Consider the following 23,340-nt stretch of genomic DNA (forward strand, 5'->3'; position numbering starts at 1 on the left):
AACAGGGGCCTCCCCTGCGCGAGGAGGCCCCTGCCGGACCGGGGATCGACGGGTCAGGAGAGCGCGCAGGCCACTCCGTTGACCGCGACCAGACCCGGTGCGGGGTTGGCGTCCCCGCCGGTGACCGCGTTGAACCCGAAGGTCACCGTGCCACCCGGCGCGATCCTGGCGTTGTACGACTCGTTCTTCGCGGTGACGGTGGCCCCGGACTGGGTCACCTTGGCCAGCCACCCCTCGCGCACCTTCTGGTCACCGGTGAACGCGAAGCGGGCCGTCCAGCCCTCGATCGGCTTCGGGCTGGTGTTGCGGATCGTCACCTGGGCGGTGAAGCCACCGGACCAGGAGCCGTGGTTGACGTACTGGACCGCGCAGCCCGACGGCGGGATCGCGCCGGCCTCGCCCTGGTCGGCGAGGAAGGACGAGATCCAGGCCAACGCCGAGTTCCAGTTGATGGCCACCTCGTTGGTGGAGTACGACTGGATGTCGTCGACGTAGCAGAACATCGGCTTGCAGCCGGCGAGCAGCTGCTCGACGAACGGGTCCTGGAGGGCGGCGTTCGGTCCGCCCGCGATCGAGCCGGCGGGTGGCTTCGGCAGGGCCGGGTTCAACTGGTTGCCGAAGATCCGGCTGTGCTGGTTCTCCGCCGCGTGGTCACCCCACCCGGTCACGTACGAGATGTTCAGCGCGTTGCGGCCGAGGATGTAGTCCATCGTCTGCACCGCCCCGTCCCGGTACTTCACGTCGCCGGTCAGGTCGAAGGCGGTGGCCAGCACGACCGCGTTGTTGATCAGGTTGCCGTTGCCGCCCCAGAAGTAGCTGTCCGGGTCGCCGGGCATCGGCAGCCCGTACGCCTGCCGGGCGATCTCGGCCAGGTAGCGGTCGGCGGCGGCGGTCACCGAGGCGCGGATCCGGGTGCGCTCGGCGGCCGGCAGCCCGCTCGGCACGGTGGCCAGGTCGAGGCGACCCAGCGCGGCCACCCCCTGCCAGCTGAAGCCGCGCGGCTCGAACACGTCGGCGGTGTGGTGCGGCGAGGCGGTCACGTCGGTCAGGTACGCCTGCTCGCCGGTGGTCAGGTACAGCTCCGCCGCCGCCCAGTAGAACTCGTCGGTGACCCGGGTGTCGTCGTACGCGCCGCCGCCGGTGGCGTCGGTCGGGCTGGCGTACCGCGTGGGGTTGGCCTTGGCCGCCGTGTAGGCGGTCTTCGCGGCGGTGCCGCAGCGGGCGGCGAAGGCCGCGTCGTACGGCGCGAACAGCCGCGCGCACTGGGCGGCGGTGGCGGCCAGGTTCAGCGTGGCCGCGGTGGACGGCGGGTGCAGCTCGCGCTGTTCCGGGTCCTCGTGCGGCAGCAGCGGCAGCCCGGTCCAGTTCCGGTCGTGGATCTTGTGGTGGGCCATGCCGGCGAGCGGCTTGCCGGCCGGCACCTGCATGCGCAGCAGGAACTCCAGCTCCCAGCGGGCCTCGTCGAGGACGTCGGGCACGCCGTTGCCCCGCTCGGGCACCCGCAGCGTGTTGTCGCCCAGTGCCGCGCCGCCGTCGGCGGTGGCCGCGGTCTTGGTCCGCTCGAACGTGTTCAGCAGCTGGTAGGTGGCGAGGCCGCCGTTGACCACGTACTTGCCGTGGTCGCCCGCGTCGTACCACCCGCCGCGTACGTCGAGCGAGTAGTCGCAGACGCCGGGCTGGCAGGGCACGTTCGTGTCGCCCTTGTTCGGCGCCACGTCGAGGTGACCGGCGGGGCGGGCGTACTCGTCGCCGATCAGGTCGCCGTCGATGGCGATGCCGCTGCGCTGGGCGTAGAAGAACTGCAACGAGTCCGACCGGAGCTGGTCGTAGAGGTCGCCGGAGATGCTGAACGGGTGGCTGGTCTCCCCGTCCGCGACCAGGGTCAGTCCGGTGCCCGGCGTACGGTACGACGAGAAGGCGATGGTGTGCGTGTTCTGCCCGGACGCCTCGTCGACGCCGCGCGGGGTGCTGGTGCCGCTGGCCACCACCGTGCCGTCGGCGGACCGCAGTTGCCAGGGCAGCGGCTCGGTGGCGGTGGTGACCACTGTGGCGTTCTTCGGCCCGGCGGGCAGGTAGCCGACCTGGTTGACCCGGACTCGCGGGCCGGTGTCCGGCTCGTACGGCGGGACCGGTTCGCCGCCGCGCAACGATACGTTGTCGAGGCAGAACGTCTGGTCGGCCGCGCTGCCTCCCACCTGGAAGATGATCTGCGACCGGGAGTCGTCGGCCGGTGCGGTGAAGGTGTACTCGGTGCGCTGCGGTGTTCCGCCCGCCGTCGCGTCCACGCTGGCGTACGTGGTGTACGGCGCGCTGCCGAGCTGGAGCACCGCCTTCAGGTTCGCGCCGGGGGTGGCGGTGGCGTCGAAGGCGAGCGTGTACGAGGACCCGGCGATCAGCGGGACGCCGTCCTGCCCGATGCCGGCGTCCCACGGGTTGGCCAGTCCGCCGGCGACGGTGGTGCAGAGCCGCCCGTCGGGGTTGGTGAGGTCCCCGGTGCCGAAGGAGAACCAGGGGGAGGTGCCGGCGCTGAAGTCGCCGTTGCGGATCTGCTCCGGGGGCTCCTCGTCGTCGGCGGCGTGCGCGGCCGGGGACAGGGTGCCGGTCAGGGCGAGGGTGGTCGCCGCGGCGAGCAGCGCGAGGCGGCGTCGACGGCGTGGGGGTGACGTCACGACGGTTCCTTCCGGGGACGGGCGGACCTGGGAGCGCTCCCAAGTATCGCTCGATGTTTCCAGGGTGTGACCGGCCTGTCAATCGACCAAACTGGATGGCCAGGTTCCCGGGTCCCGATCCGGGTGCGGAGAGTGAGATTCGCCGCGCCACGCCCCGCCGACGGTGATCTACTAGAGACAACCCGCCCTCCTCCTGGCAGGCTGCGTCCATGACCCTGAAGCTGCGTTCCACGGGGGCGACCGACCGTGGCCTGATCCGGAGCGGCAATCAGGACGCCTTCCACGCCGGCACCTGGCTCGTCGCCGTCGCCGACGGCATGGGCGGGATGGCGGCCGGCGACCTCGCCAGCTCCATCGCCATGCAGACCGTCGCGCCACTGGACCTGGAGACACCGGAAGACGCGTTGGTGGCGGCGCTGCGCGGCGGCATCGAGCTGGCCAGCGGGCGGATCCGCCAGGCCGTCGAGGAGGACCCGGAGCGGCAGGGCATGGGCACCACACTGACCGCGCTGCTCTTCGCGCGGACCGGAAGCTGCCTGGCCCTGGCCCACGTCGGCGACTCCCGCGCGTACCTGCTCCGCGAGGGGGTGCTCAAGCAGATCACCCGCGACGACACCTTCGTGCAGATGCTCATCGACCAGGGGCTCATCACACCGGAGCAGGCCAGCAGCCACCCGCGCCGGGCGGTGGTGACCCAGGCTCTCCAGGGCGGCGAGGTCTCGCCGGCCTACGCCACCATGGTGCCCTGGGCCGGGGACCGCTGGCTGCTGTGCAGCGACGGGCTCTCCAACGTGGTCCGCGCGGACACCCTCGCCGAGGTGCTCGCCGGACATGCCGACCGGGAGGAGTGCGCCCGACGGCTGATCGACCTGGCCATGCGCGCGGGCGGCCCGGACAACGTCACCGTGGTGGTCGCCGACGTGGTCGCCGAGGACTGACCGCCGCTGCCGCTGCGTGACGAACTCCGGGGCGCGCGTCCTCCGCCCGACGGAGCCCCTCCGTCGGGCGGAGTGTCACCGGCGGCGGGGAGTGTCACCGGCGGCGCGGGGCGGTGTGCCGGGTCGGCGGCGCGGTGGTGGGATCCTCCGGCCAGGGGTGGCGCGGGTAGCGTCCCCGCAGCTCCGCCCGCACCTGCGGGTAACCGACCTGCCAGAACGAGGTCAGGTCCGCGGTGACCGCCACCGGCCGGCCGGCGGGGGAGAGCAGGTGCAGCAGCACCGGCACCCGACCGTCGGCGACCCGGGGCGCACGCTGCCAGCCGAAGGTCTCCTGGAGCTTCACCGCGAGCACCGGGGCGGCCGGGTCGGCGTAGTCGACGCGGGCCCGGGTGCCGCTCGGCACGGTGATCCGTTCGGGAGCCAGCTCGTCCAGGCGGGCCGCCTGTGGCCAGGGGAGCAGCCGACGCAGCGCCCCGGTCACGTCGATCCGGGTCAGGTCGGTGCGGCGTCTCGCCCGGACCAGCTCCGGCCCGAGCCACTCCGGCGCGGCGGTGAGCAGGGCCTCGTCGTCGACCGCCGGCCAGTCCGCGCCGAGCGCGTGCCGGCAGAACGCCAGCCGGTCCCGCAGCGACCGGGCCGCCGGGGTCCAGTCGAGCAGGGCGAGCCCGTCCCGGCGCAGGCCGACCAGGAGCGCCGCGACCACCGCCTCCGGGTCGGGTCGGGGCAGCGGCCGCTCGACCAGCTCGATCGCGCCGAGCCGGGTCACCTCCCGGGCCAGCACGTCCCCGCCGGTCCAGACGACCTGACGTTCCTCGCGCAGCAGCGCCGCGCCGACCTCGCGGGCGGTCGCCTCGTCGAGCGCGGCGGCAGAGCGGATCCGGGCGGTCGGGGCGCCGGGGGAGCGGTCGGCCACCGCCACCGCGAGCCAGTCGCAGCCGGCCAGCGCCGACCCGGGCGCCAGCTCCGCGGCGGTCCCACCGGTCATCAGGTACGCCGGGCCGCCCGGCCGTCGGACCCGGGCCAGCCGCTCGGGGTGGGCCAGTCCGACCAGCAGCCCGACGGCTAGGTCGTCCGGGACCGGCGGCGCGCCGGCCAGGTCGTCCGGGACCGGCAGCCCGATGCCCAGGTCGTCCGGGACCGGCGGCGCGCCGGCCAGATCGCCCCGGACCGGCGGCGCGCCGTGGCGCGTCCCCCGCCGCCCCGGGTGCCGGTCCGGCGGCAGGGCGGTGCGCAGCCGGCGTACCTCGGTCCGCCAGCGCGCGGTGGCGGCGGGGTCGGTGCCGGCGCGCAGTCGCCGCCAGCTCGCCACCAGGTCGTCCCCCGGGCCGGTCTCCTCGCTGAGCAGGGCCACCACCTCGGCGGCGCGGTCCTTTCCGACGCGGGCTGCCCCGTCGAGCAGCGCCCGGCCCAGCCGGGGATGGACGCCGGTCGCCGTGATCGCCCGCCCCCGTCCGGTGATCCGGCCCTCGGCGTCGACGGCGCCGAGGGTGCGGAGGGTCTGCCGGGCCACCGCCATCGCCGCCGCCGGGGGTGGATCGGGCAGCGCGAGGCCGGTGCCGTCCGGCTGCCCCCACGCCGCCAGCTCCAGCGCGAACCCGGTCAGGTCGGCGGTGGCGATCTCCGGTTCCGGCTGGGCGGCGAGCCGTTCGTGGGTGGCCGGGGACCAGCAGCGGTAGACCTGCCCCGGAGCCTCCCGACCGGCCCGGCCGGCCCGCTGGGTCGCGGCGGCGCGGGAGACCGGCACGGTGACCAGCGCGCCCAGCCCTCGGGCCAGGTCGGTCCGGGCGACCCGACTCAGCCCGGCGTCGACCACCGTCCGGACGCCGGGCACGGTGAGGCTGCTCTCCGCGACGGCGGTGGCCAGCACCACCCGCCGACGGTCGGCCGGGCGCAGCGCGGCGTCCTGCTCGGTGCCCCGCTGCCGGCCGTGCAGCGGCACCAGGGCCACCCGGTCGCGCAGGTCCGCCAGCCGGGCGGTGACCCCGGCGATCTCCCCGACGCCGGGCAGGAAGACCAGGACGTCGCCGTCCTGTTCGGACACCGCCCGGCGGACCGTCGCGGCCACGTGGTCCAGCAGCGCCGGGTCGACCCGGTTGCCCCGGTAGCCGGCGACCGGGCGGGGCGGGGGCGCCCAGATCCGGGCGACCGGGTGCAGTGCCGCCTCGGCCCGGACCACCGGCGCGGAGGCGTCCCCACCGAGCAGGTCGGCGAACCGGTCCGCCTCGGCGGTGGCCGACATGGCCACGAGCCACAGGTCGGGGCGGAGCGCGGTCCGGGCCTCCACGGTGAAGGCGAGCGCCAGATCGGCGTCGAGGTGCCGCTCGTGGCACTCGTCGAGCAGCACCGCCGAGACGCCGGGCAGTTCCGGGTCGTGGTGCAGCCGCCGGACCAGCAGCCCGGTGGTGACCACCTCGATCCGGGTGGCCGGGCCGGTGCGCCGGTCGCCCCGCACGGCGTACCCGACGCGGTCGCCCACCCGCTCGCCGAGCAGCGCCGCCATCCGCTGCGCCGCGGCCCGGGCGGCCACCCGGCGCGGCTGGGCGATCAGCACCCGGCCGTCGACCTCGTCGGCGACCGCCAGCGGCGTCAGGGTGGTCTTCCCGGTGCCCGGCGGCGCGACCAGCACGGCGGCGCCCGCAGTGCGCAGGGCCGTGGTCAGCGCGGCCAGGACCGGCCGGACCGGCAGTTCGAGGGGTACGTCGCGGAGCACGCCCCAGTCTCGCACCGGCGGCCGGCGGCACCGGTCGGCGTGTGGTCGGCCCGGCTGGCGTCGCCTGTGCTGCGGTCGGCGGTACCTGTTCTGCGGCCGGTGGCACCGGCGGGCGTCGCCCGGGCTGCGGTCGGCGGCGCCGGGCGGCGTGCCGGGCCGGTCAGGCCAGCGCGTCGATGCCGGCGACGAAGTGCCGCCACGACGTGCGCGGGAAGACCAGCGCCGGGCCGGGCCGGTCCTTGCTGTCCCGGACGGCCACCCGGCCGTCGACGTCGGCGACCTCCACGCAGTTGCCGTTGCCGCTGCTGCGCGTGCTGGTCCGCCACTCCGCACGGGTCAGGTCGAGAACGGTCATGGTGGTGTACCCCTCGTCTGCGCAGGAGCAGGTGGTGATCACTCAAAGTAACGAGAAGCGTCCTCAAGTCGGGTCAGGGAGTCCGCTGGAGTGAGCGCCATCTGGCACAGCCTCTCGTGTACCAGGGTATACCCCCGGACGTGTTCGGTGCCCTCCAGCGCCAGCCCCATCGTGAGATTGTCCAGGTAAACAACGGCGTTGTCGGCGGCGTCGGCGAAGTGCAGCACGACGTACGGCGTGCTCATGGCGGGGTGTCCACCAGCCATGAATGGAAGTATCTGGATGGTTACGTTGGGTAGTTGGGCCACTCGGCTGACGTGGGTCAACTGGTCGGCCATCACGGCCGGGGTGCCGACCGGGCGCAGCAGCACCGCCTCGTTGAGCACCACCGACATCTGCACCGGCGACTCCCGGCGCAGGACGCTCTGCCGGTGCAGCCGGGCGGCGACCTTCCGTTCCAGTCCCTCCTCGCCGGCGGTCAGCCGGTAGATCTCCCGGGCGTACGCCTCGGTCTGGAGCAGGCCGGGCACGGCCTCGGCCTCGTACGTCCGCAGCGTCGCCGCCTCCGCCTCCAGCCCGACGTAGAACTCGAACCACTCCGGCAGCACGTCGCTGTAGTTCTGCCACCACCCGCGCTGCTGCGCCCCACGGGCGATCTCCACCAGCGCCTCGGCGTCCGTCCCGGTCACCTGGTACAGCGCCAGGGCGGCGCGTACGTCGCGGGGCTTGATGCCGATCTGGGCGTTCTCGATCCGGGAGAGGTTGCTCTTGGACATGTCGAGATGCCGCGCGGCGACGTCGAGGGTCATCCCGGCGCGCTCCCGCAGGTGTCGGAGTTCCCGGGCGATGCGACGGCGGCGGACGGTGGGGCTGGCGGTCACGCGGCCGAGTCTGCCACGGGCACTATCCGCAGGTGGTGGGGCCCGCGCGTGCAACAACGTGGATCCGGGAGTTGCATCGGAGCGATCATGAGGGCATCCTTTGTCCCGGTTACGAGCACAGTGGACGACCGGGAGGGTTCGTTGCTCATCGCGGACGAGTTCTTCCTCATCGCCCACGGCGACAGCCGTGGCCGGGCTCGGCTGAACCCGACAGCCACCGGCCTCGGCCTCGCCGCCGCTCTCCTCGGCGAGCTGGTCCTGGGTGGACGGATCACGGTGGCCGACGCCCGGGTGTCCGTCCTGGACGGTCCCCCTCCGGCCGACGCGCTGGCCGGCGGTGTCCTGGCCCACCTGCTCGGCCAGCGGCAGCACCGGTCCGTCCGTACCTGGCTGGGCCTGCTCGCCGGGACCGCTGCGGACGCGGTGGGGGAGCGGCTGAGCCGCTCGGGTGTGGTACGTCGGCAGGAGAAGCGTCGGTTGCTGCGCACCACGGTCGACTACGTGGCCACCGACCTCAACGCGCTGGCCTGGCCGGCCACCCGGCTGCTGGCCCTGCTGGACCGCCCCCACCCGCCGGCCGTCCCGGACGCCCTGCTGTGCGGGCTGGTCTCGGCCACCGGGCTCACCCGCGACGTGCTCTGGCACGCCGACCCCCGCGCCCAGCACCGCTTCGGTGTGCTCCTGCCGGCGCTGCCACTGCCACTGCGGGAACTGGTCGCCCACACCGAGGCCGCGGTCGGCGCGGCCGTGCTCCGCGGCTGACCCGCCTCCGCCTCCCCTCCGACCGGAAGTGGCCATGCCCGTTGCGCCGATGCCCCCGCCCGTGACCCTGGACCGTCCCGGCGGCGTTCCCGTGACGCTGACCCGGGGCGGACGGGGAGTCCCCGGGGTGCTGCTCTTCACGCTCTCCGCGGCAGCCCCGCTGACCGTGGTGGCCGCCGTGGTCCCGACCGCGTACGCGGTGACCGGGGCGGGCCCGCTCGGCGCGGCCGTCCTCGTGGTCGCGGTGGTGCTCGGCCTCTTCTCGGTGGGTTACCTGGCGATGTCCCGGCGGATGACCCACGTCGGCGCGTTCCACGCGTACGTCGCCCGGGGTCTCGGCCGTCCGGCCGGGGTCGGCGCGGCCTGGGTGGCCCTGATCGCGCAGAACGCCGTCCAGGTCGGGCTCTACGGCGTGGTCGGCGCGGCCACCGCCCCCCTGGTCGCCCGCTGGTTCGGCGGCACGCCGACCTGGTGGCTGATGGCGCTGGCCGCGTGGGCGCTGGTCGCCGTGCTGGGCGTGGCCGGGGTGACCGTCGACCGGACGGTCCTGGCCGTCCTGCTGCTGGCCGAGGTCGCGGTGCTGGTCGTGTTCGACCTCGCCCACCTGCGGCACGCCGCCGACGGCGCGGTCGACGTGACCGCCCTCTCCCCGGCCCACCTGCTCACCCCCGGGGCCGGGGCGCTGCTCGTCGTGGCCGCCGTCGGCTTCGTCGGCTTCGAGTCCGCCGTGCTGCTACGGGAGGAGAGTCGCCATCCACGGGCGGTGTCCGTCGCCACGTACCTCGCGGTGGGGCTCGTCGGCGCGGTCCTGGCGTTCTCCGCCTGGACACTGACCGTGGCCACCGGGCCGGAGCGGGTCGCGGCGGCCGCCGGGGAACGGGGGACCGACCTGCTGTTCGCCCTGGCCGGTGACCAGCTCGGGGCGGGCGCGGTCAGCATCGGCCGGGCCTTGCTGGTGACCTCCGTGCTGGCCGCCCTGGTCTCGCTGCACCACACCACCGCCCGGTACGCCTTCGCGCTGGGACGGGAACGGTTGCTTCCCGCGCCGTTCGGTGAGGCCTCGCCGCGCACCGGAGCCCCCCGGCCGGCGTCGGTCGCGCAGAGCGTCCTCGGCCTCCTGGTGATCGTGGCGTGCGCGTCGGCGGGGCTTGAGCCGGTGCGCCACCTCTTCTACGGGGCCACCGTGACCGGCGCGCTGGGGATGCTGCTGCTGATCGCGGCGACCTCGTTCGCGGTGCTCGCCTTCTTCGCCCGCGAGACCACCGGCGAGAACCTCTGGCGGCGGGCGGTCGCCCCCGGCCTGGCCGCCGTCGCCCTGGTGGCGGTGGTCGTGCTGGCGCTGGCCGACGTCGCCGTGCTGCTCGGGGTCGGACCGGACTCGCCGTTGCGCTGGGCGGTCCCGGCGGTCTTCCCGCTGACCGCGTTGGCGGGCACGCTCTGGGCGGTGCTGCTGCGGTCCCGTCGTCCCCGGGCGTACGCGCGGATCGGCCTCGGCCCGGAGAGCGCCGCCGCCGACCTGCCGGGCCGGTGGTAGGAGGGGCCCCTTGTTACCGCTTTTTGATGAGGAGGGGACCCCTGCTACCACCCGGGCCCGGTGGACAGGGCTCGGGCGGGCGGACCGGACCGGGCAGCCGGTGGGGGCGGCGTACACGCGGCGGAGGCCGGACCCCACGGGTCCGGCCTCCGCCGCGTGTACGTGCTGGTGCGGTGTGACTCAGTAGGTGCCGTCGAGCTGGCCGCGCAGCTTGGTCAACGCCCGGGCCAGCAGCCGGGAGACGTGCATCTGCGAGACACCGATCTGCTCGGCGATCTGCGACTGGGTGAGGTTGCCGTAGAACCGGAGGGTGAGGATCTTCTGCTCCCGCTCGTCGAGCGTGGCCAGGGCCGGACCGAGGGCCACCCGCAGCTCGGCCAGCTCGAACTCGTTGTCCTCGCCGCCGAGCATGTCACCCAGCTCGGTGGCGCGGTCGCCGTCGCCGGTCGGCGTGGACAGCGACACCGCGTTGTACGCGCGGGCGCCCTCCAGGCCCTCCAGCACCTCTTCCTCGGTGAGCTTGAGGTGGGCGGCGATGTCCGCGACCGTCGGCGAGCGGCCCAGCGTCTGCAGCAGCGAGCTGTTGGCGTCGGAGATGGCCAGCCGCAGCTCCTGGAGGCGACGCGGTACCCGGATGTCCCAGGTGCGGTCGCGGAAGTGCCGCTTCAGCTCGCCGATGATGGTGGGGATGGCGTAACCGGCGAAGTCGACCCCACGACTGGGGTCGAACTTGTCGATCGCCTTGATCAGGCCGACGGCGGCGGTCTGGGCCAGGTCGTCGGTGGGCTCACCGCGACCGCTGTAGCGGTGGGCGAGGTGGTTGGCGAGCGGGAGCCAGGCCTCGATGGCCCGGTCGCGCAGGGCGGCCCGCGACGGGTGGTCGGCGGGCAACGCGGCCATGGCGTTGAGCAACTCGGCGGCACTGTCGGTGAGGGCGCGCGGGTCGAGCTTCTCGGTGGCGGCGGGCGTGCTGGTGGTCGCCGGCTTCGTGATCGTTGGCGCGGTCATGGGTGGTCCTCCCTGCACCTCGTCCGCAGATAAAGACGTAAGGCTTTTGGTTTAGCTTGAGATAGGCCGTTCGAGAGCTACCTTAACCCGATCGTGCCGGCAAAAGCTAGCCGAAAGTACGATGTACTTAAGCCTCATGTTCACATTAAGAGGTGCAAAACGGTCGGAAGGGTGGCGGCTGTCGGGCGAAGGTGTTATGTCTGTCACGATCTTGTCGCCGTGCGCCGCGCCGAATCCCGCCCTCGGCTACCGAGAGGTCGACGACGGCGACGCTCCGCCACCGCCGGGGACGGTCGGAGGTCGTCCCGAGGGCACCGTGTCCCACGCTGGCGGGCCGGGTTCACCAGGTGCCGGCGAGCCGGGCCCGCAACGGGCGCCCGTCCGGGTCGTAGACCAGCCGGTACGCCGGCAATGCCCAGAGCCGGGTGTACCAGGGCAGCCGCTCCGGCCGGTGCGGGCGGAGGCGGCCCGGTGGCCGGGGGCCGACCCGTCCCGAGTCGTACCACCGCTGGAGCGCGTCGGCGGTGGCGGTGACCGCGGCCACCGCGTCCGCCGGGTCGAGCAGGTCGGCGTCCCCGTTGCCGTCCCCGGGCCGGTCCAGGTGCTCGCGCAACAGGCGCAGCCGCAACTCGCGGGCGAAGTGGCGGGCGCCGTCACCGAGACCGGCCGGGTCGGTCGGGGCGCGTTCGTCCCGGGTCGCGTCCAGCACGGCGCAGGAGAGTTCACTGTCGTGGGTCCAGGAACGGCGGTTGAAGTTGTCGCTGCCCACGCTGGCCCACACGTCGTCGACCACGCACACCTTGGCGTGCACGTACACCGGGTCGCCGTCGTGGTTCTCCACGTCGAAGACGTGCACCCGGTCGGCGGCGGCCTCCTGGCAGAGGGACAGCGCCTGTTCCCGGCCGACCGTGTTGGGCGGCAGCGCGAGCCGTCCGTCCACGTCCGGGAAGCGGGGAACCACCGCGATCAGGTGAAGGTCGGGGTTGTTCCGCAGCGCGTCCGCGAACAGTTCGGCGATCTCCCGCGACCAGAGGTACTGGTCCTCCAGGTAGATCAGCCGCCGGGCCCGGCGTACCGCCTTGGTGTAGCCGCGGGCCACGGTGCGTTCCCCGTCCGGGGCGAAGGAGTAGCGGGGGCGCACCGCCGGATACGTCCGCAGCACCTGCACGTGGTGCGGGCCGCATGGCGCCGGGTCCGGCGGCTGGACGGGCAGCGGATCCGGGCGCAGGTCGGCCCGGCGCAGCCGGTCCCGCAGGTAGGCCAGCGGGTTCTCCGAGTCCAGCGGCATCGGGTCGGTCCAGCGCTCGCGGAAGACGGTGTCCAGCGCGCCGACCACCGGCCCGCGTACCGCGAGCTGCACGTCGTGCCAGGGCGGACGCGGACCGTAGCGGGGGGACATCGCGACCGCCTGCGGATCGCCGTGGTGCGCCGCGTCGTCCCGGCGGCTGTGGCACAGGTCGATCCCGCCGACGAACGCCACGTCCCGCTCGGGTCGGCCCGGGTGGCGCAGCACGACAAGTTTCTGGTGGTGCGATCCGCCCCGGCGGACCCGCTGGTCGAGCAGCACCTCACCGCCGGCGGCGGAGATCGTCTCGCTGAGGCTGCGGTTCTCCTCCTCGCTGTAGGCGAGCACGTCGAGGTGGGAACGCCAGACGAGGCCCTTCACCACCACGCCCCGCTGCGCCGCCTGGGCGAAGAGCTGCGCCACCGTGGGGCCGTCCGGACGCATCCGCTCGTCCGGGTCGCCCCGCCAGTCCGTGAAGAAGAGGTGGTCGCCCTCCTCGAGCGCCTCCACCTCGTCGACAAGCCGATCGAAGTACGTCGCGCCGTGAATCAACGGCTCGGCAAGGTTTCCGCCGGCCCAGACGGGTAACTCTGAGACCTGGTTGGCGCGTTCCCCCGTGGTCAGGAACCACTCCCGCACGGTCACGTTCCAGCCTCCCGAGGTCGACGATGCCCTCACGGTAGGACGAGCACCGTTGGCCCGCACGGCGTGGGCGATCCTCGCCCGCCGCCAGACACGCCCGCGAGCAAACGGACACCGAGGAGGACACGCACCATGCCGGTCGAGACACCGAACGCCCAGCCCGAGCAGAACCCCCAGGCGGTGGAGAGCGAGCGGGGCGCACTGGTCGCGGTGCTGCTCATGGTGATCCTCGGGGTCGCCGGGATCTTCGCCGTCTCCTGACGGCGGACGGGGAGACGACACGGGCGCCACCGGTCACGACCGGTGGCGCCCGTCGTCGGATCAGGGACGGTCCGCCGCCGGGTCGGTGTGCGGCACCCGCTCGGTCGGGATCACCCCGAGACGACCGGCCTGGTAGTCCTCGAACGCCTGGATGAGCTCGTCGCGGCTGTTCATCACGAACGGGCCGTACTGCGCCACCGGCTCCCGGATCGGCTGCCCGCCCATGATGTACAGGTCCATCGCCGGGGTTCGGCTCTCCTGGTGCGGGTCCGCCGCGAACCGCAACGCGTCCCCCGGCCCGTGCACCGCGAGCTGGCCGGTCTGGATCGGCCGACGGTCGGTGCCGACCGTGCCGCGCCCACCGAGCACGTAGACGAGGGCGTTGAAGTCCGGCCGCCACGGCAGGTCCACCTCCGCGCCCGGCTGCACCGTCACGTGGGTGATGGTGATCGGGGTGTGGGTCGAACCGGGGCCCTGGTGCCCGGCGATCTCACCGGCGATGACCCGCAGCAGCGCGCCGCCGTCGGGCGTGGTCAGCAGCGCCGACTCCCGACCCCGGATGTCCTGGTAGCGCGGCGGGCTCATCTTCGCCACCCGGGGCAGGTTTACCCAGAGCTGGAGGCCGTGGAAGAGGCCACCGCTGACCACGAGGTGCTCCGGCGGGGCCTCGATGTGCAACAGCCCGCTGCCGGCGGTCATCCACTGGGTGTCACCGTTGGTGATGGTGCCCCCGCCGCCGTGGGAGTCCTGGTGGTCGAAGACACCGTCGATGATGTAGGTGACCGTCTCGAAGCCGCGGTGGGGATGCCAGGCCGTGCCCTTCGGCTCGCCGGGCGCGTACTCCACCTCGCCCATCTGGTCCAGGTGGAGGAAGGGGTCGAGTTCCGGCACGGGAACTCCGGCGAAGGCCCGGCGGACCGGGAAACCCTCGCCCTCGAAGCCACTGGGAGCAGTGATCATGCGACGGACCGGACGGAACGTGGTCGTCGACTCGTCCAACCGGGGAAGTCGGGGCAGGACGAGCACGTCCTCGACGGAGATGGCGGGCATGGCACCAAATGTAGCCACCGCCGGTGCGGGTCGCCCCTTTCACCGATGTGAGGTGCAGATCATCCGCTCGGTGGAGGCGCGGGATGGCGACGGCAACGGGGTCGCGGTACCTCCTTGTGGTGGTTGTCCACACATCCTCCAGTGACTCGCGATTCCGATCTCTTTCACCTTCTGTCATGATCTGGTGACGCAAGGTGCGGTACACGACGAGGGGTGCGTTCCATGAAGCGACGCAGGACCGGCCGAGTGGGGACGGAACTCGCGTTTCCCTGCGCCCGCGCCATGCGCTCCGGAGCCGGGCGGCGTCCGGTGCTCCCGGAGGACACCGTGCTGTACGACGGCTACCTCCCCGTCCCGATCGTCCCCCGGGGCGAACCCCACCGCCCCCCGACCGGGACCGACCGGTTGCCCGACGCTGCGCCGGACGGCTGTCCCGGGCCGCGCAGCGCGGAGGCCGTGGCCCGACGGCTGCGGCAGCACTTCGACGGCCGTCTCCACCTGCCCGGCGCGATCGGCTACGACGTCGGCCGGTCGGCCTGGCGGCGTGACCTCGACCAGCAGCCCCTCCTGGTCGCCGAGGTGGCCGACGCCGCCGACGTGGCGCGGGCCGTCCTCACCGCGCGCGAGTTCGACGTACCGGTCGGGGTGCAGGCGACCGGACACGGCACCATCCGTCCCACCGACGACGGCGTGCTGCTCAACCTCTCCCGGATGGCGTACGTCGATGTCGACCCGGTCCGGGCGACCGCGCGGGTCGGTGGCGGCGCCCGCTGGGGCGACGTGGTCGCCGCGGCGGCCCGGTTCGGGCTGGCGCCCATCTCCGGCACCTCCTCCGCGCTGGGGGTCGCCGGCTACACCCTGGGCGGCGGGGTGGGCTGGCTGTCCCGCCGGCACGGCTTCGCCGCCGACAGCCTGCTCCGCGCCGAGGTGGTGACCGCCGCCGGCAACCGTCTGGTCGCCGGCCCCGACGACGACGCCGACCTGTGGTGGGCGCTGCGCGGCGGTGGTGGGAACTTCGGCGTCGTCACCGAACTCCTGCTCCGCCTCTACCCGGTCCGGGAGGTCTACGGCGGGGTGGCGTACTTCCCGGGCGAACGGGCCGGCGAGATCCTCGCCTGCCACCGCGACCACGCCGCCGGCCTGCCCGACGAGCTGACCACCGCGCTGACGCTGCTGCGGCTGCCGGACGCGCCGGGCGTCCCGGAACCGCTGCGGGACCGGGCGGTCGTGGCGGTGCGCGTCTGCCACACCGGCCCGACGGCACGCGGCCGGCGGGCGCTGGCCCCCCTGCTGGCCGTCGCCGGGCCGCCCCTGGTCGGCGGGTACGCGCCGATGACCTGGCCGGAGACCGCCGGGCTGGAGGACCCGCAGCCCGGTCCGCAGCTCGTCCGGGAACACACCGACCTGTTCCGGGGGCTGAGCGACGAGTTGATCGAGGTGCTGCTCGCCGAGGTCGGAGGTTCCGGGACGGCCCGTTCGCCGATCTCGGTCGTCGAACTGCGGCACGTGGGCGGAGCGCTGGGCCGGCCGTTGGCCGACGGCGGACCGTCCGGCCACCGGGACGCGACGTACGCGCTGATCGCGGTCGCCCCGCACCTGCGCGCTGCCGACCTCGCCGTCGCGCGGGGGCACATGGCGGCCTTCGCCCGGCGGCTGCGTCCGTACGCGACCGGTGGGGTGCTGCTCAACTTCCTCAGCGACCCGAGCCGGACCATGGCGGCCTACCGCCCGGCGGACCTGGGTCGGCTGGCCGCCCTCAAGCGGGTCTACGACCCGGAGAACATCTTCCACCGCAACCACAACATCCCGCCGGGGCCGTGAGGCCGGTAGCGGCCGACCCACGCGGGCGCGGACCGGCCGACGCGGGGCCGGACCGGCGGCCGACGCGGGGCCGCGACACCCCGGCGGACCTTCCGCGCGACGACCGACGCCCCGGCGACCGTCCGTACGACGGCCGACGCCGACCCTCCGACGGGGGAGGGCCGGCGTCCGGTTCACCTGCCGGCAGCGGGGCGGTCAGCCGTGTCCCTGGTGCCCGCCGCCACCGTGCCCGCCGCCACCGTGCCCGCCGTCGTCGTGGCCGCTGCTCGGCGGCGTGCCGGCCTTCTGCCCCGGCTCGACCACCACGAACTGGCCCATCATCCCCTCGTCCTCGTGGAACAGGATGTGGCAGTGGTACATGTACGGCATGTCCGGATCGGCGTGGTCGGCGAACCGGGCGATGATCCGGTACGTGGTGTTCGGATGCAGGAAGATCGTGTCCTTCCAGCCGCTGAGGTGCGGCGGTGGCGCGGCCCCGCCCACGTCGATCACCTGGAACTGGACGTCGTGGATGTGGAAGTTGTGCTGGAGGGCCTCCCGGCTGGTCACCTCCCACACCTCCGTCGTGCCCTTGGTGACCGTGAGGTCGATCCGGTCCATGTCCATGGCGTCGCCGTTGATCCGGGTGCCGCTCAACGTGAACTCCCGGGTGCGGGCGGCCTCCTCGGGGTTGAGCCGAGGCGTGTCGACCAGCCGGGACGGCAGCTCGGGGCTTTCGTCGAGCCGTTCGGCGGCGCGCAGCTGGAGGACGTCGAAGGTGTCCTCACCGCCGTTGAACCGCTCGCTCCAGGCGTCCGCCCCGAGGTCCGGCGGAAAGCTCCGCAGGACCGGACGCTCACCCGGCCGGACGTCCACCACGATCTCCGCGCGCTCGCCCGGCGAGAGCATGATCCGCTTCATCCGGTACGGCTGGTCGAGCAGGCCGCCGTCCGTGCCGACCAGGGCGAAGTCGCGGTCGTCGGTGAAGCCGAAGTCGAAGACCCGCGCGTTGGAGGCGTTGAGCACCCGGAGCCGCACCCGTTCGGTGGTGACGTCCAGGTACGGCGCGGTCGCGCCGTTGACCACGATCGTGTCGCCGATCAGGCCGACGCCGCTGAACAGCGGCGCGTTCTCGTTCAGGTTCCCGTTCCGGGAGAACCGCTTGTCCTGCACGATGACCGGCACGTCGTCCACCCCGTACCGGTCGGGCAGTCCGCCGACCGAACTCGTCGGGTCGTCCAGGATGAACATCCCGGCGAGCCCCCGGTAGACGTGTCGGGCGGTCTCCCCGTGCGGGTGCGGGTGGTACCAGAGCGTGGCGGCCGGCTGGTCCACCGTCCAGGTGGGATGCCAGCTCGTCCCGGCCGGCACCATCTGGTGCGGTCCACCGTCCATCCGGGCCGGCAGGTGCATGCCGTGCCAGTGCACGGTCGTCTCCTCGTCCAGCCCGTTGTGCACGTTCACCAGCACCTGCTCACCACGGGCGGCCCGCAGGGTCGGCCCCAGGTACGCCCCGTTGAAGCCCCAGGTCTCGGCGGTACGGTCGCCGAAGTCGTGCCGTCCGGTCTGTGCCCGCAGCTCGAAGACCCGCCGTCCCTCACCGTTCACGGTGGAGGGTGCCAGCGGCGGCACCGGCAGCGCGTGGACGAACTCGATCGTGCCAGCAGTGGAGACGGTCCTGGAGTTGAACGTCCAGACCACTCCCGCCACACCGGCCGCGCAGAGGAGCACGACGGCGAGTGTGGCGGCGATCAGCACTCGCCGGAGCGGGCGCATGGGCAATCACCTCTGGGTCTCAAGGGGTCGGTACACACGTAGCCTGGCTGCGCATCCGCGACAGCGTCCACCTGTCGCCGACAACTCCAGGGGAAACGCAGGGTTCACCCTGAGTCGGGGCGGGGAGCGCCGGGCCCGTCAGGTCGGGGCCGGGTGCCGGAACGGATGATTCGGCCCAGGTCAGCGGCGTGAAACGGCGACCCTGAGGGTGGTTCCGAGCCGGTGGCCGGTGACCCCGGGTTCCGGCGCCCGCGACGGCCGGAACGCGGCCCCAGCGCGACCGGAGCTGTAGTCCGGCTACGGATCTCCCTGTTAAGGTGGCGTATCTACAAGTAGACAAGCTATCTATCTGAGCGTGAGTCTCAGGAGGTCGAGCACTGATGACCAGAACAACCGCCGCAGCCCCGCCGACGCGGCGCCCGAGTGTCTTCGAACGGCTGGGCGGCTGGGCGTACCGGCGCCGCTGGATCGCCGTCGTGCTCTGGGTGCTCGTGCTGGCCGGCGTCACCGTCGCGGCCCAGGCCGTGGGCAGTGACTACCGCAACGACTTCTCCCTGCCGGGCACCGACTCGCAGAAGTCGCTGGACCTGCTCGAGGAGCGGGCGCCGGTGCAGTCCGGCGAGTCGATCCAGGTCGTCTTCGAGCGCGAGGCCGGTCTGCGTGACCCCGGCACCCAGGTCCGGGTCGAGTCGATGCTCGCCAAGGTCAAGGAGCTGCCCCACGTCGCCGGCGTGCAGAGCCCGTACGAGGGCTTCGGCATCTCGGAGCAGGGCACCATCGGGTACGCCACCGTCGCGCTCGACGGTCAGTCCGCCGACGTGCCGGCCGACGACGTCCGCAAGATCATGGACACCGCCGACGCGGCCGAGGGCGAGGGACTCCGGGTCGAACTCGGCGGCGCCCCGATCCGCGCGGCGCAGGAGGGCGGTGGCGGCGGCGCCGAGTTCGCCGGCATGCTCGCCGCGCTCGTCATCATGGTGATCCTGTTCGGCTCGATCGTGGCGGCCAGCCTGCCGCTGGTGATCGCCATCTTCGCCGTGGGCTCGGCGATCGGCCTGATCGGGCTGGCCTCGCACGTGGCGACCATCGCCGACTTCACCGCGCCGCTGATGATGCTCGTCGGTCTCGGCGTCGGCATCGACTACGCCCTGTTGATCTTCTCGCGGTACCGCTCCGAGCTGCTCAAGGGCGTCGAACGGCGGCAGGCCGCGATCAACGCGCAGGACACCGCCGGTCGGACGGTCTTCTTCGCCGGCTGCACCGTCATCCTGGCGCTGATCGGCCTGGTCGTGCTGGGTCTCGGCTCCCTCCAGGGGGTCGCGGTGGCCGTCGCGATGACCGTCCTGGTCACCATGCTCTCCTCGCTCACCCTGCTCCCGGCGCTGCTGTCCCTCGTCGGTGGCCGGATCGAGAAGGGCGTGCAGAAGCGGCTCGCCAAGGGCAAGGCCGCCGAGGGGACGCAGTGGCGGCGCTGGGTGACCTGGGTGCAGAAGTACCGCTGGGTGAACGCGCTTGTGCCGCTGGGCGTCCTGGTGGCGCTCATGGTGCCGGTGGTCAACATGAACCTGGGCTTCGCCGACGCCGGCAACGATCCGGAGTCCACCCACAGCCGCCAGGCGTACGACCTGCTGGCCGAGGGCTTCGGCCCGGGCTTCAACGGGCCGCTGATCGTGCTCGCCGACGGCACCCCGGAGGACGCGACCCGCGCCCAGAGCGCCATCGCCGCGACCGAGGGTGTGGCCACCGCCGTACCGCCGAACACGATCGGTGAGAACCTCTCCCTGATCATCGTGCTGCCCGAGTCGAAGCCGCAGGACCAGGCGACCATGGACCTGGTCGACCGGCTCCGGGAGAACGTGCTGCCGCCGGTGGCCGAGGAGACCGGCGCGCGGTACCTGATCGGTGGCAGCACGGCCGCCACGGTCGACTTCTCCGAGGCGGTGGCCGCGAAGATGCCGATCTTCGTGCTCGTCGTGGTCGGTCTCTCCACGCTCCTGCTCATCCTGGTCTTCCGGTCGCTGCTGATCCCGCTCATCGCCTCGGTGCTCAACGTGCTCAGCGTGGGCGTGGCGCTGGGCATCATGACGCTGGTCTTCCAGGACGGACGCCTCGGCGTCGAGCCGGGGCCGATCGAGGCGTACGTACCGGTCATGATCTTCGCGGTGGCCTTCGGTCTCTCCATGGACTACCAGGTCTTCCTCCTCTCCCGGATGCACGAGGAGTGGGAGCGGAGCAAGGACCCGACGGAGGCGGTTCGCGAGGGGATCGCGACGACCGGGAAGGTGGTCACCGCGGCCGGTGCGATCATGGTGGTGGTCTTCGCCGCCTTCATGCTCAGCCCCACCCGCATGCTCCAGCAGTTCGGGCTCGGGCTCGCGGTCGCCATCCTCGCCGACGCCCTGCTCATCGGCTGCCTGATCCTGCCCGCCGTGATGCAGATCTTCGGCAAGAAGGCCTGGTGGCTGCCCCGTTTCCTGCAGCGGGCGTTGCCCAGGGTCGCCCTTGAGCACAGCGGTGCCGTCGAGGAGGCCCGCGAGGAGGAGCGGCAGCCCGTCGGGGTCTGACGACGACGGCCGCCGTGGGCCCGGCCGGGCCCACGGCGGAGCCGGTGGCGGTCGTCGCCGGACCGGTCGGGCCTCCGGGGCACGGCCGGAGTACTCGTACACAGCACATGGTCAGTCAGTCGCACGCGGCTCACCCCGATGATCCGCGTCGCAGGCGGTCCAACCGATGCCGGTTGGACCGCTCACGGGGATCTGCAGGCGGGCGCGGTGCGGAGCCGCGGGAAGCACGAGAGGGAGGGACGCTCATGGCGCCGCCCAAGAAGTATCCGGACGAGCTGCGGATCCGCGCGGTCGAGCAGTGGCGGGGATCCGATCCACGGCCCCCGATCGTGCAGCTCGCCCGGGACCTCGACGTTCACCCGGAGGCGCTGCGGACCTGGATCCGGCAGGACGAGATCGAGCGTGGCGAGCGACCAGACCCCCGCGCCGAGCGCCTGTCGGAGACCGAGGCGGAGGAGTTGCATCGGCTCCGGGCCGAGAACGCCGAACTCCGCCGGGTGAACGAGATACTGACGGCGGCCAGTGCCTTCTTCGCCTCACAACTGGACCAGCAGCGTCGACTCCTGTGATCAACGCGTTGTCGATCCGCGCCACGACCATCCCGTTAGTACCATCCATTTTGGACTATGGTCCGGTGTGGTGGCCCGGATGGTCGTGGCCGCCTGCGCTGTTCGGCGTGTTCGTCGGTTCTATGTTGGACGGCCGGTGTGGAGCCGGCCGTTCTGCTTTTCCCGGCGTCCGTACGGATCCGTGTTCGACCGCTGACGTTCCGCTCACCGTTGCACGTCCAGAAAGTGTCCAGAGGTTTTCCAGGAATGCCCATTCATGGGTTGGGTGCCTGGCCATGCCTGTGCCGGGTGCGGTGCGGCAGAGGGTGCCCCGGTCGGCTGAGTCGGGCCGGTGCCGACGGTGTGTCACTTCGAGCCGGTGGGTCTCCGGTGTCATCCGTCCGGCGGGGTGACTCCGCGGGCGGGAGCGAGGAGGCTGGGGCGGCACTCCGGATCGGTCCCACCTGCTCCGCCTCGTATGTAGTTCGATGTACTTTTTGGACGCTCAGATCCTGCTATCACCAGGTGCTCCCGGGTTTCCGACGTGCCGCGGCCGAGGCTACCGGGCGGTATGTCGTGCCGGGTGGGCAGTGTTCCGATGGGTGGCGACCGCTCCAGTGTCAGCCAGCTGACAGCTTTATCTTCCCGATACATGACCTAAGGGCCCTGACCGTCAGGATCGAACACTACCGATCGTATACGCCCAGGATCGGACCGGTTGCTCGTCGCCGGTGGAGCCGACGGCCCGACCGGGGGTGCCGGGCGCCTCCGGTGCAACTCCCGGCGTGCCCTCATGATCAGCGCAAACGCTCCCTCGGTGACTGATTTCTGATGGTGGCGCCGCCCCGCCGACAGGTGTAATTGAGGTTGCTCCGGCCCGGAGTCGCCGCGCACAATTTCACTACATCCTGTGAAGCCTGACCCAACAATGCACGGTTGCCTCGAAGCCCGCTCGAAAGCTTCTTGGTTTCTGTGCATGCTTGTGCGGCAACCAGCAATGGGGCATAGTGATGAACAGAGGCATGCATCGATTAGTTGATCAGGGTGGGCCGGTGTTGCCGCACCGGGAAATATTTGATTCGACAATCGATGATTCAGTCAATGGTTGACCGTCGGAGCTGGGGGGCTGCTAGTGTCACCTTGAGTTACCTCCATGTCTCACTGAGTAACGATGGCAAGACGCGGCAGCTGGGGGGCGCCCCGTCGCTGCGAATTCCACTGTGCGTATCGGTGCCCAGCGTTACGTGTGGTAACGCACGGCTCACGTATTGTCGCGCCCATAAGCCGTCAGGCGGGTTTGTGTGAGGGGGATTGCCTGACGATGATGTGGTCCTGAATGCGTTCAGGAATTGCGCTGGCACTATTCGGGTCGGGGCCCAAGGGCGTAGAGAAGGATGTGACAGCATTGCAGATCAACGTGCTCGGTCCCTTGTCGGTTCATGTCGGCCAAATGGATATGACGCCAACGGCGCCAAAACCGCGTCGGGTGCTTGCGCTTCTCGCAATTTGTGCCAATCGCGTCGTCCGCAACGAACAGATCATCGAAGAACTGTGGGAGAACAGTCCGCCCACCAGTGTCACCACCACCCTGCAGACCTACGTCTACCAACTCCGTAAACACCTGCAACGGGCGCTCGTCCCGCAGTCGGTCGGCGCGGGTTCCGTGTCCGGGTCGGATCTGCGGACGTTCGCCGGCGGGTACATGCTCTCGCTCGCTCCCGAGGCGCTCGACTCGCTGCGCTTCGAGCAACTCGTCGCCCAGGGCCGCGCCGCGCTCGAGTCCGGCCGGACGGAGACCGCGGCCCGGATCCTCCGGGAGGCGTTGGCGCTCTGGCGGGGGCCGGCGTTGGTGGACGTCACGCCGGGGCCGATCCTCCAGGTGGAGGTGCTGCGGCTGGAGGAGATGAGCAAGAGCGCCCTGGAACTGCGCATCGAGGCGGATCTGCTGCTGGGGCGGCACCACGAACTCCTCAGCGAGCTGGTCGGGCTCTCCGCCCGGCAGCCCACCCACGAGGGGTTCCAGGCCAAGCTGATGCTCGCGCTCTACCGGGCGGGGCGCCGCTCCGAGGCGCTCGGCGTCTACCAGGGGGCACGCAAGGCCCTGGTGGCCGAGCTGGGGGTGGACCCCTCGGGCGACCTGCAACGGTTGCACCGGGCCATCCTCGAGGGCGACCCGAGTCTCAGCGAGGCCGGTCCGCCGCCGATCGGCCTGGAGTCCCTGGCCATGTCCATCCCCCGGCAGCGACGTCTGGAACACCGGCAGGTCGGGGCGGTGCAGTAGTGCAGTAGGACGCTCGGCAGCGGCCGCGCCCCGCCCCGGGTCGCGGCCGCTGCCGGGACCGGACGGTGGGCGGTGACCCACCCCGGGATCCGCAGGCGCCCGGCCGGACCCCCGGTCCGGGCCGCGAACGTCGGACCGTCCGAGTGACCGGTGCCGCGCAGAGCGCGCGGCCAGCCGGCACCCGGGCGGTCCCTTCGTGTCGGTGGCGCGCGGGCGCCAGCCGCACCGGCCGTAGGTCGAGCCGGACGGTCGCGCGGGCGCGGGCCGCCGGTGGCC

Annotated in this window: 15 protein-coding genes and 1 pseudogene; 8 read left to right on the plus strand and 8 right to left on the minus strand. The window is 72.5% G+C overall.

The features are described 5' to 3' along the window. Positions 1–53: 53 nt before the first annotated feature. A complete protein-coding gene (locus QSK20_RS18155; protein WP_285789777.1) occupies positions 54–2,669 on the minus strand; it encodes a glycoside hydrolase family 9 protein in 2,616 nt (871 codons plus the stop codon). A 209-nt stretch (positions 2,670–2,878) separates the two neighbouring features. On the opposite strand from QSK20_RS18155, the gene QSK20_RS18160 reads away from it, so the two are divergent. Continuing rightward, on the plus strand, positions 2,879–3,607 hold the full coding sequence (locus QSK20_RS18160; protein ID WP_285789778.1) for a PP2C family protein-serine/threonine phosphatase: 729 nt from the start codon (positions 2,879–2,881) through the stop codon (positions 3,605–3,607). 94 nt (positions 3,608–3,701) lie between these two features. Here QSK20_RS18160 and QSK20_RS18165 read toward each other — a convergent pair whose 3' ends face one another. From QSK20_RS18165 to QSK20_RS18175, 3 genes are all read right to left on the minus strand, one after another. Beyond that, positions 3,702–6,317 carry an ATP-dependent RNA helicase gene (locus QSK20_RS18165; RefSeq protein ID WP_285789779.1) on the minus strand — a complete coding sequence of 872 codons (2,616 nt, stop codon included), beginning with the start codon at positions 6,315–6,317 and terminating at the stop codon, positions 3,702–3,704. A 160-nt stretch (positions 6,318–6,477) separates the two neighbouring features. Continuing rightward, positions 6,478–6,672, minus strand: a complete 195-nt coding sequence (locus QSK20_RS18170; protein WP_285789780.1) for a DUF397 domain-containing protein — start codon at positions 6,670–6,672, stop codon at positions 6,478–6,480. Between the two features lie 38 nt (positions 6,673–6,710). Next, positions 6,711–7,553, minus strand: coding sequence for a helix-turn-helix domain-containing protein (locus QSK20_RS18175; protein ID WP_285789781.1), 843 nt, complete (start codon positions 7,551–7,553; stop codon positions 6,711–6,713). Positions 7,554–7,694: 141 nt separating this feature from the next. Between QSK20_RS18175 and QSK20_RS18180 the strand changes: the two genes are divergently transcribed. Both QSK20_RS18180 and QSK20_RS18185 read left to right on the plus strand, forming a co-directional pair. Next, positions 7,695–8,315, plus strand: coding sequence for a GOLPH3/VPS74 family protein (locus QSK20_RS18180; RefSeq protein ID WP_285789782.1), 621 nt, complete (start codon positions 7,695–7,697; stop codon positions 8,313–8,315). 49 nt (positions 8,316–8,364) lie between these two features. After that, complete coding sequence (locus QSK20_RS18185; RefSeq protein ID WP_285789783.1) at positions 8,365–9,849, plus strand: APC family permease; 1,485 nt, start codon at positions 8,365–8,367, stop codon at positions 9,847–9,849. Positions 9,850–10,029: 180 nt separating this feature from the next. On the opposite strand, the gene QSK20_RS18190 is transcribed toward QSK20_RS18185, so the two are convergent. Continuing rightward, a complete protein-coding gene (locus tag QSK20_RS18190) occupies positions 10,030–10,857 on the minus strand; it encodes a SigB/SigF/SigG family RNA polymerase sigma factor (RefSeq protein WP_088979787.1) in 828 nt (275 codons plus the stop codon). A 340-nt stretch (positions 10,858–11,197) separates the two neighbouring features. Then, entirely contained in the window at positions 11,198–12,787 is a 1,590-nt protein-coding gene (locus tag QSK20_RS18195) for a phospholipase D family protein (RefSeq protein WP_285789784.1), read from the minus strand. Positions 12,788–12,916: 129 nt separating this feature from the next. Between QSK20_RS18195 and QSK20_RS18200 the strand changes: the two genes are divergently transcribed. Next, positions 12,917–13,045 (plus strand): hypothetical protein, encoded by a 129-nt coding sequence (locus tag QSK20_RS18200; RefSeq protein ID WP_269148463.1) that lies wholly within the window; start codon positions 12,917–12,919, stop codon positions 13,043–13,045. A gap of 60 nt (positions 13,046–13,105) precedes the next feature. Here QSK20_RS18200 and QSK20_RS18205 read toward each other — a convergent pair whose 3' ends face one another. Next, the gene (locus QSK20_RS18205; RefSeq protein ID WP_285789785.1) at positions 13,106–14,095 is read right to left on the minus strand and encodes a pirin family protein; all 990 of its coding nucleotides are present in this window, start codon (positions 14,093–14,095) and stop codon (positions 13,106–13,108) included. 222 nt (positions 14,096–14,317) lie between these two features. Here QSK20_RS18205 and QSK20_RS18210 point away from each other — a divergent pair, with 222 nt between their 5' ends. After that, positions 14,318–15,916 carry an FAD-binding oxidoreductase gene (locus tag QSK20_RS18210; protein ID WP_285789786.1) on the plus strand — a complete coding sequence of 533 codons (1,599 nt, stop codon included), beginning with the start codon at positions 14,318–14,320 and terminating at the stop codon, positions 15,914–15,916. A 195-nt stretch (positions 15,917–16,111) separates the two neighbouring features. Here the strand turns inward: QSK20_RS18210 and QSK20_RS18215 are convergent, their stop codons facing one another. Beyond that, entirely contained in the window at positions 16,112–17,671 is a 1,560-nt protein-coding gene (locus QSK20_RS18215) for a multicopper oxidase family protein (RefSeq protein ID WP_285789787.1), read from the minus strand. Between the two features lie 380 nt (positions 17,672–18,051). On the opposite strand from QSK20_RS18215, the gene QSK20_RS18220 reads away from it, so the two are divergent. The 3 genes and pseudogenes from QSK20_RS18220 to QSK20_RS18230 all read left to right on the plus strand — a co-directional run bounded on the left by QSK20_RS18220 (position 18,052) and on the right by QSK20_RS18230 (position 23,064). Beyond that, positions 18,052–20,235 carry an MMPL family transporter gene (locus QSK20_RS18220; RefSeq protein WP_285789788.1) on the plus strand — a complete coding sequence of 728 codons (2,184 nt, stop codon included), beginning with the start codon at positions 18,052–18,054 and terminating at the stop codon, positions 20,233–20,235. A gap of 245 nt (positions 20,236–20,480) precedes the next feature. After that, positions 20,481–20,768, plus strand: a pseudogene (locus QSK20_RS18225) (transposase); the annotation flags it as partial. 1,471 nt (positions 20,769–22,239) lie between these two features. Beyond that, positions 22,240–23,064, plus strand: coding sequence for an AfsR/SARP family transcriptional regulator (locus QSK20_RS18230; protein WP_285789896.1), 825 nt, complete (start codon positions 22,240–22,242; stop codon positions 23,062–23,064). The last annotated feature ends 276 nt before the right edge of the window (positions 23,065–23,340 follow it).

Source organism: Micromonospora sp. NBRC 101691 (assembly GCF_030269285.1).
GTDB lineage: Bacteria > Actinomycetota > Actinomycetes > Mycobacteriales > Micromonosporaceae > Micromonospora > Micromonospora echinospora.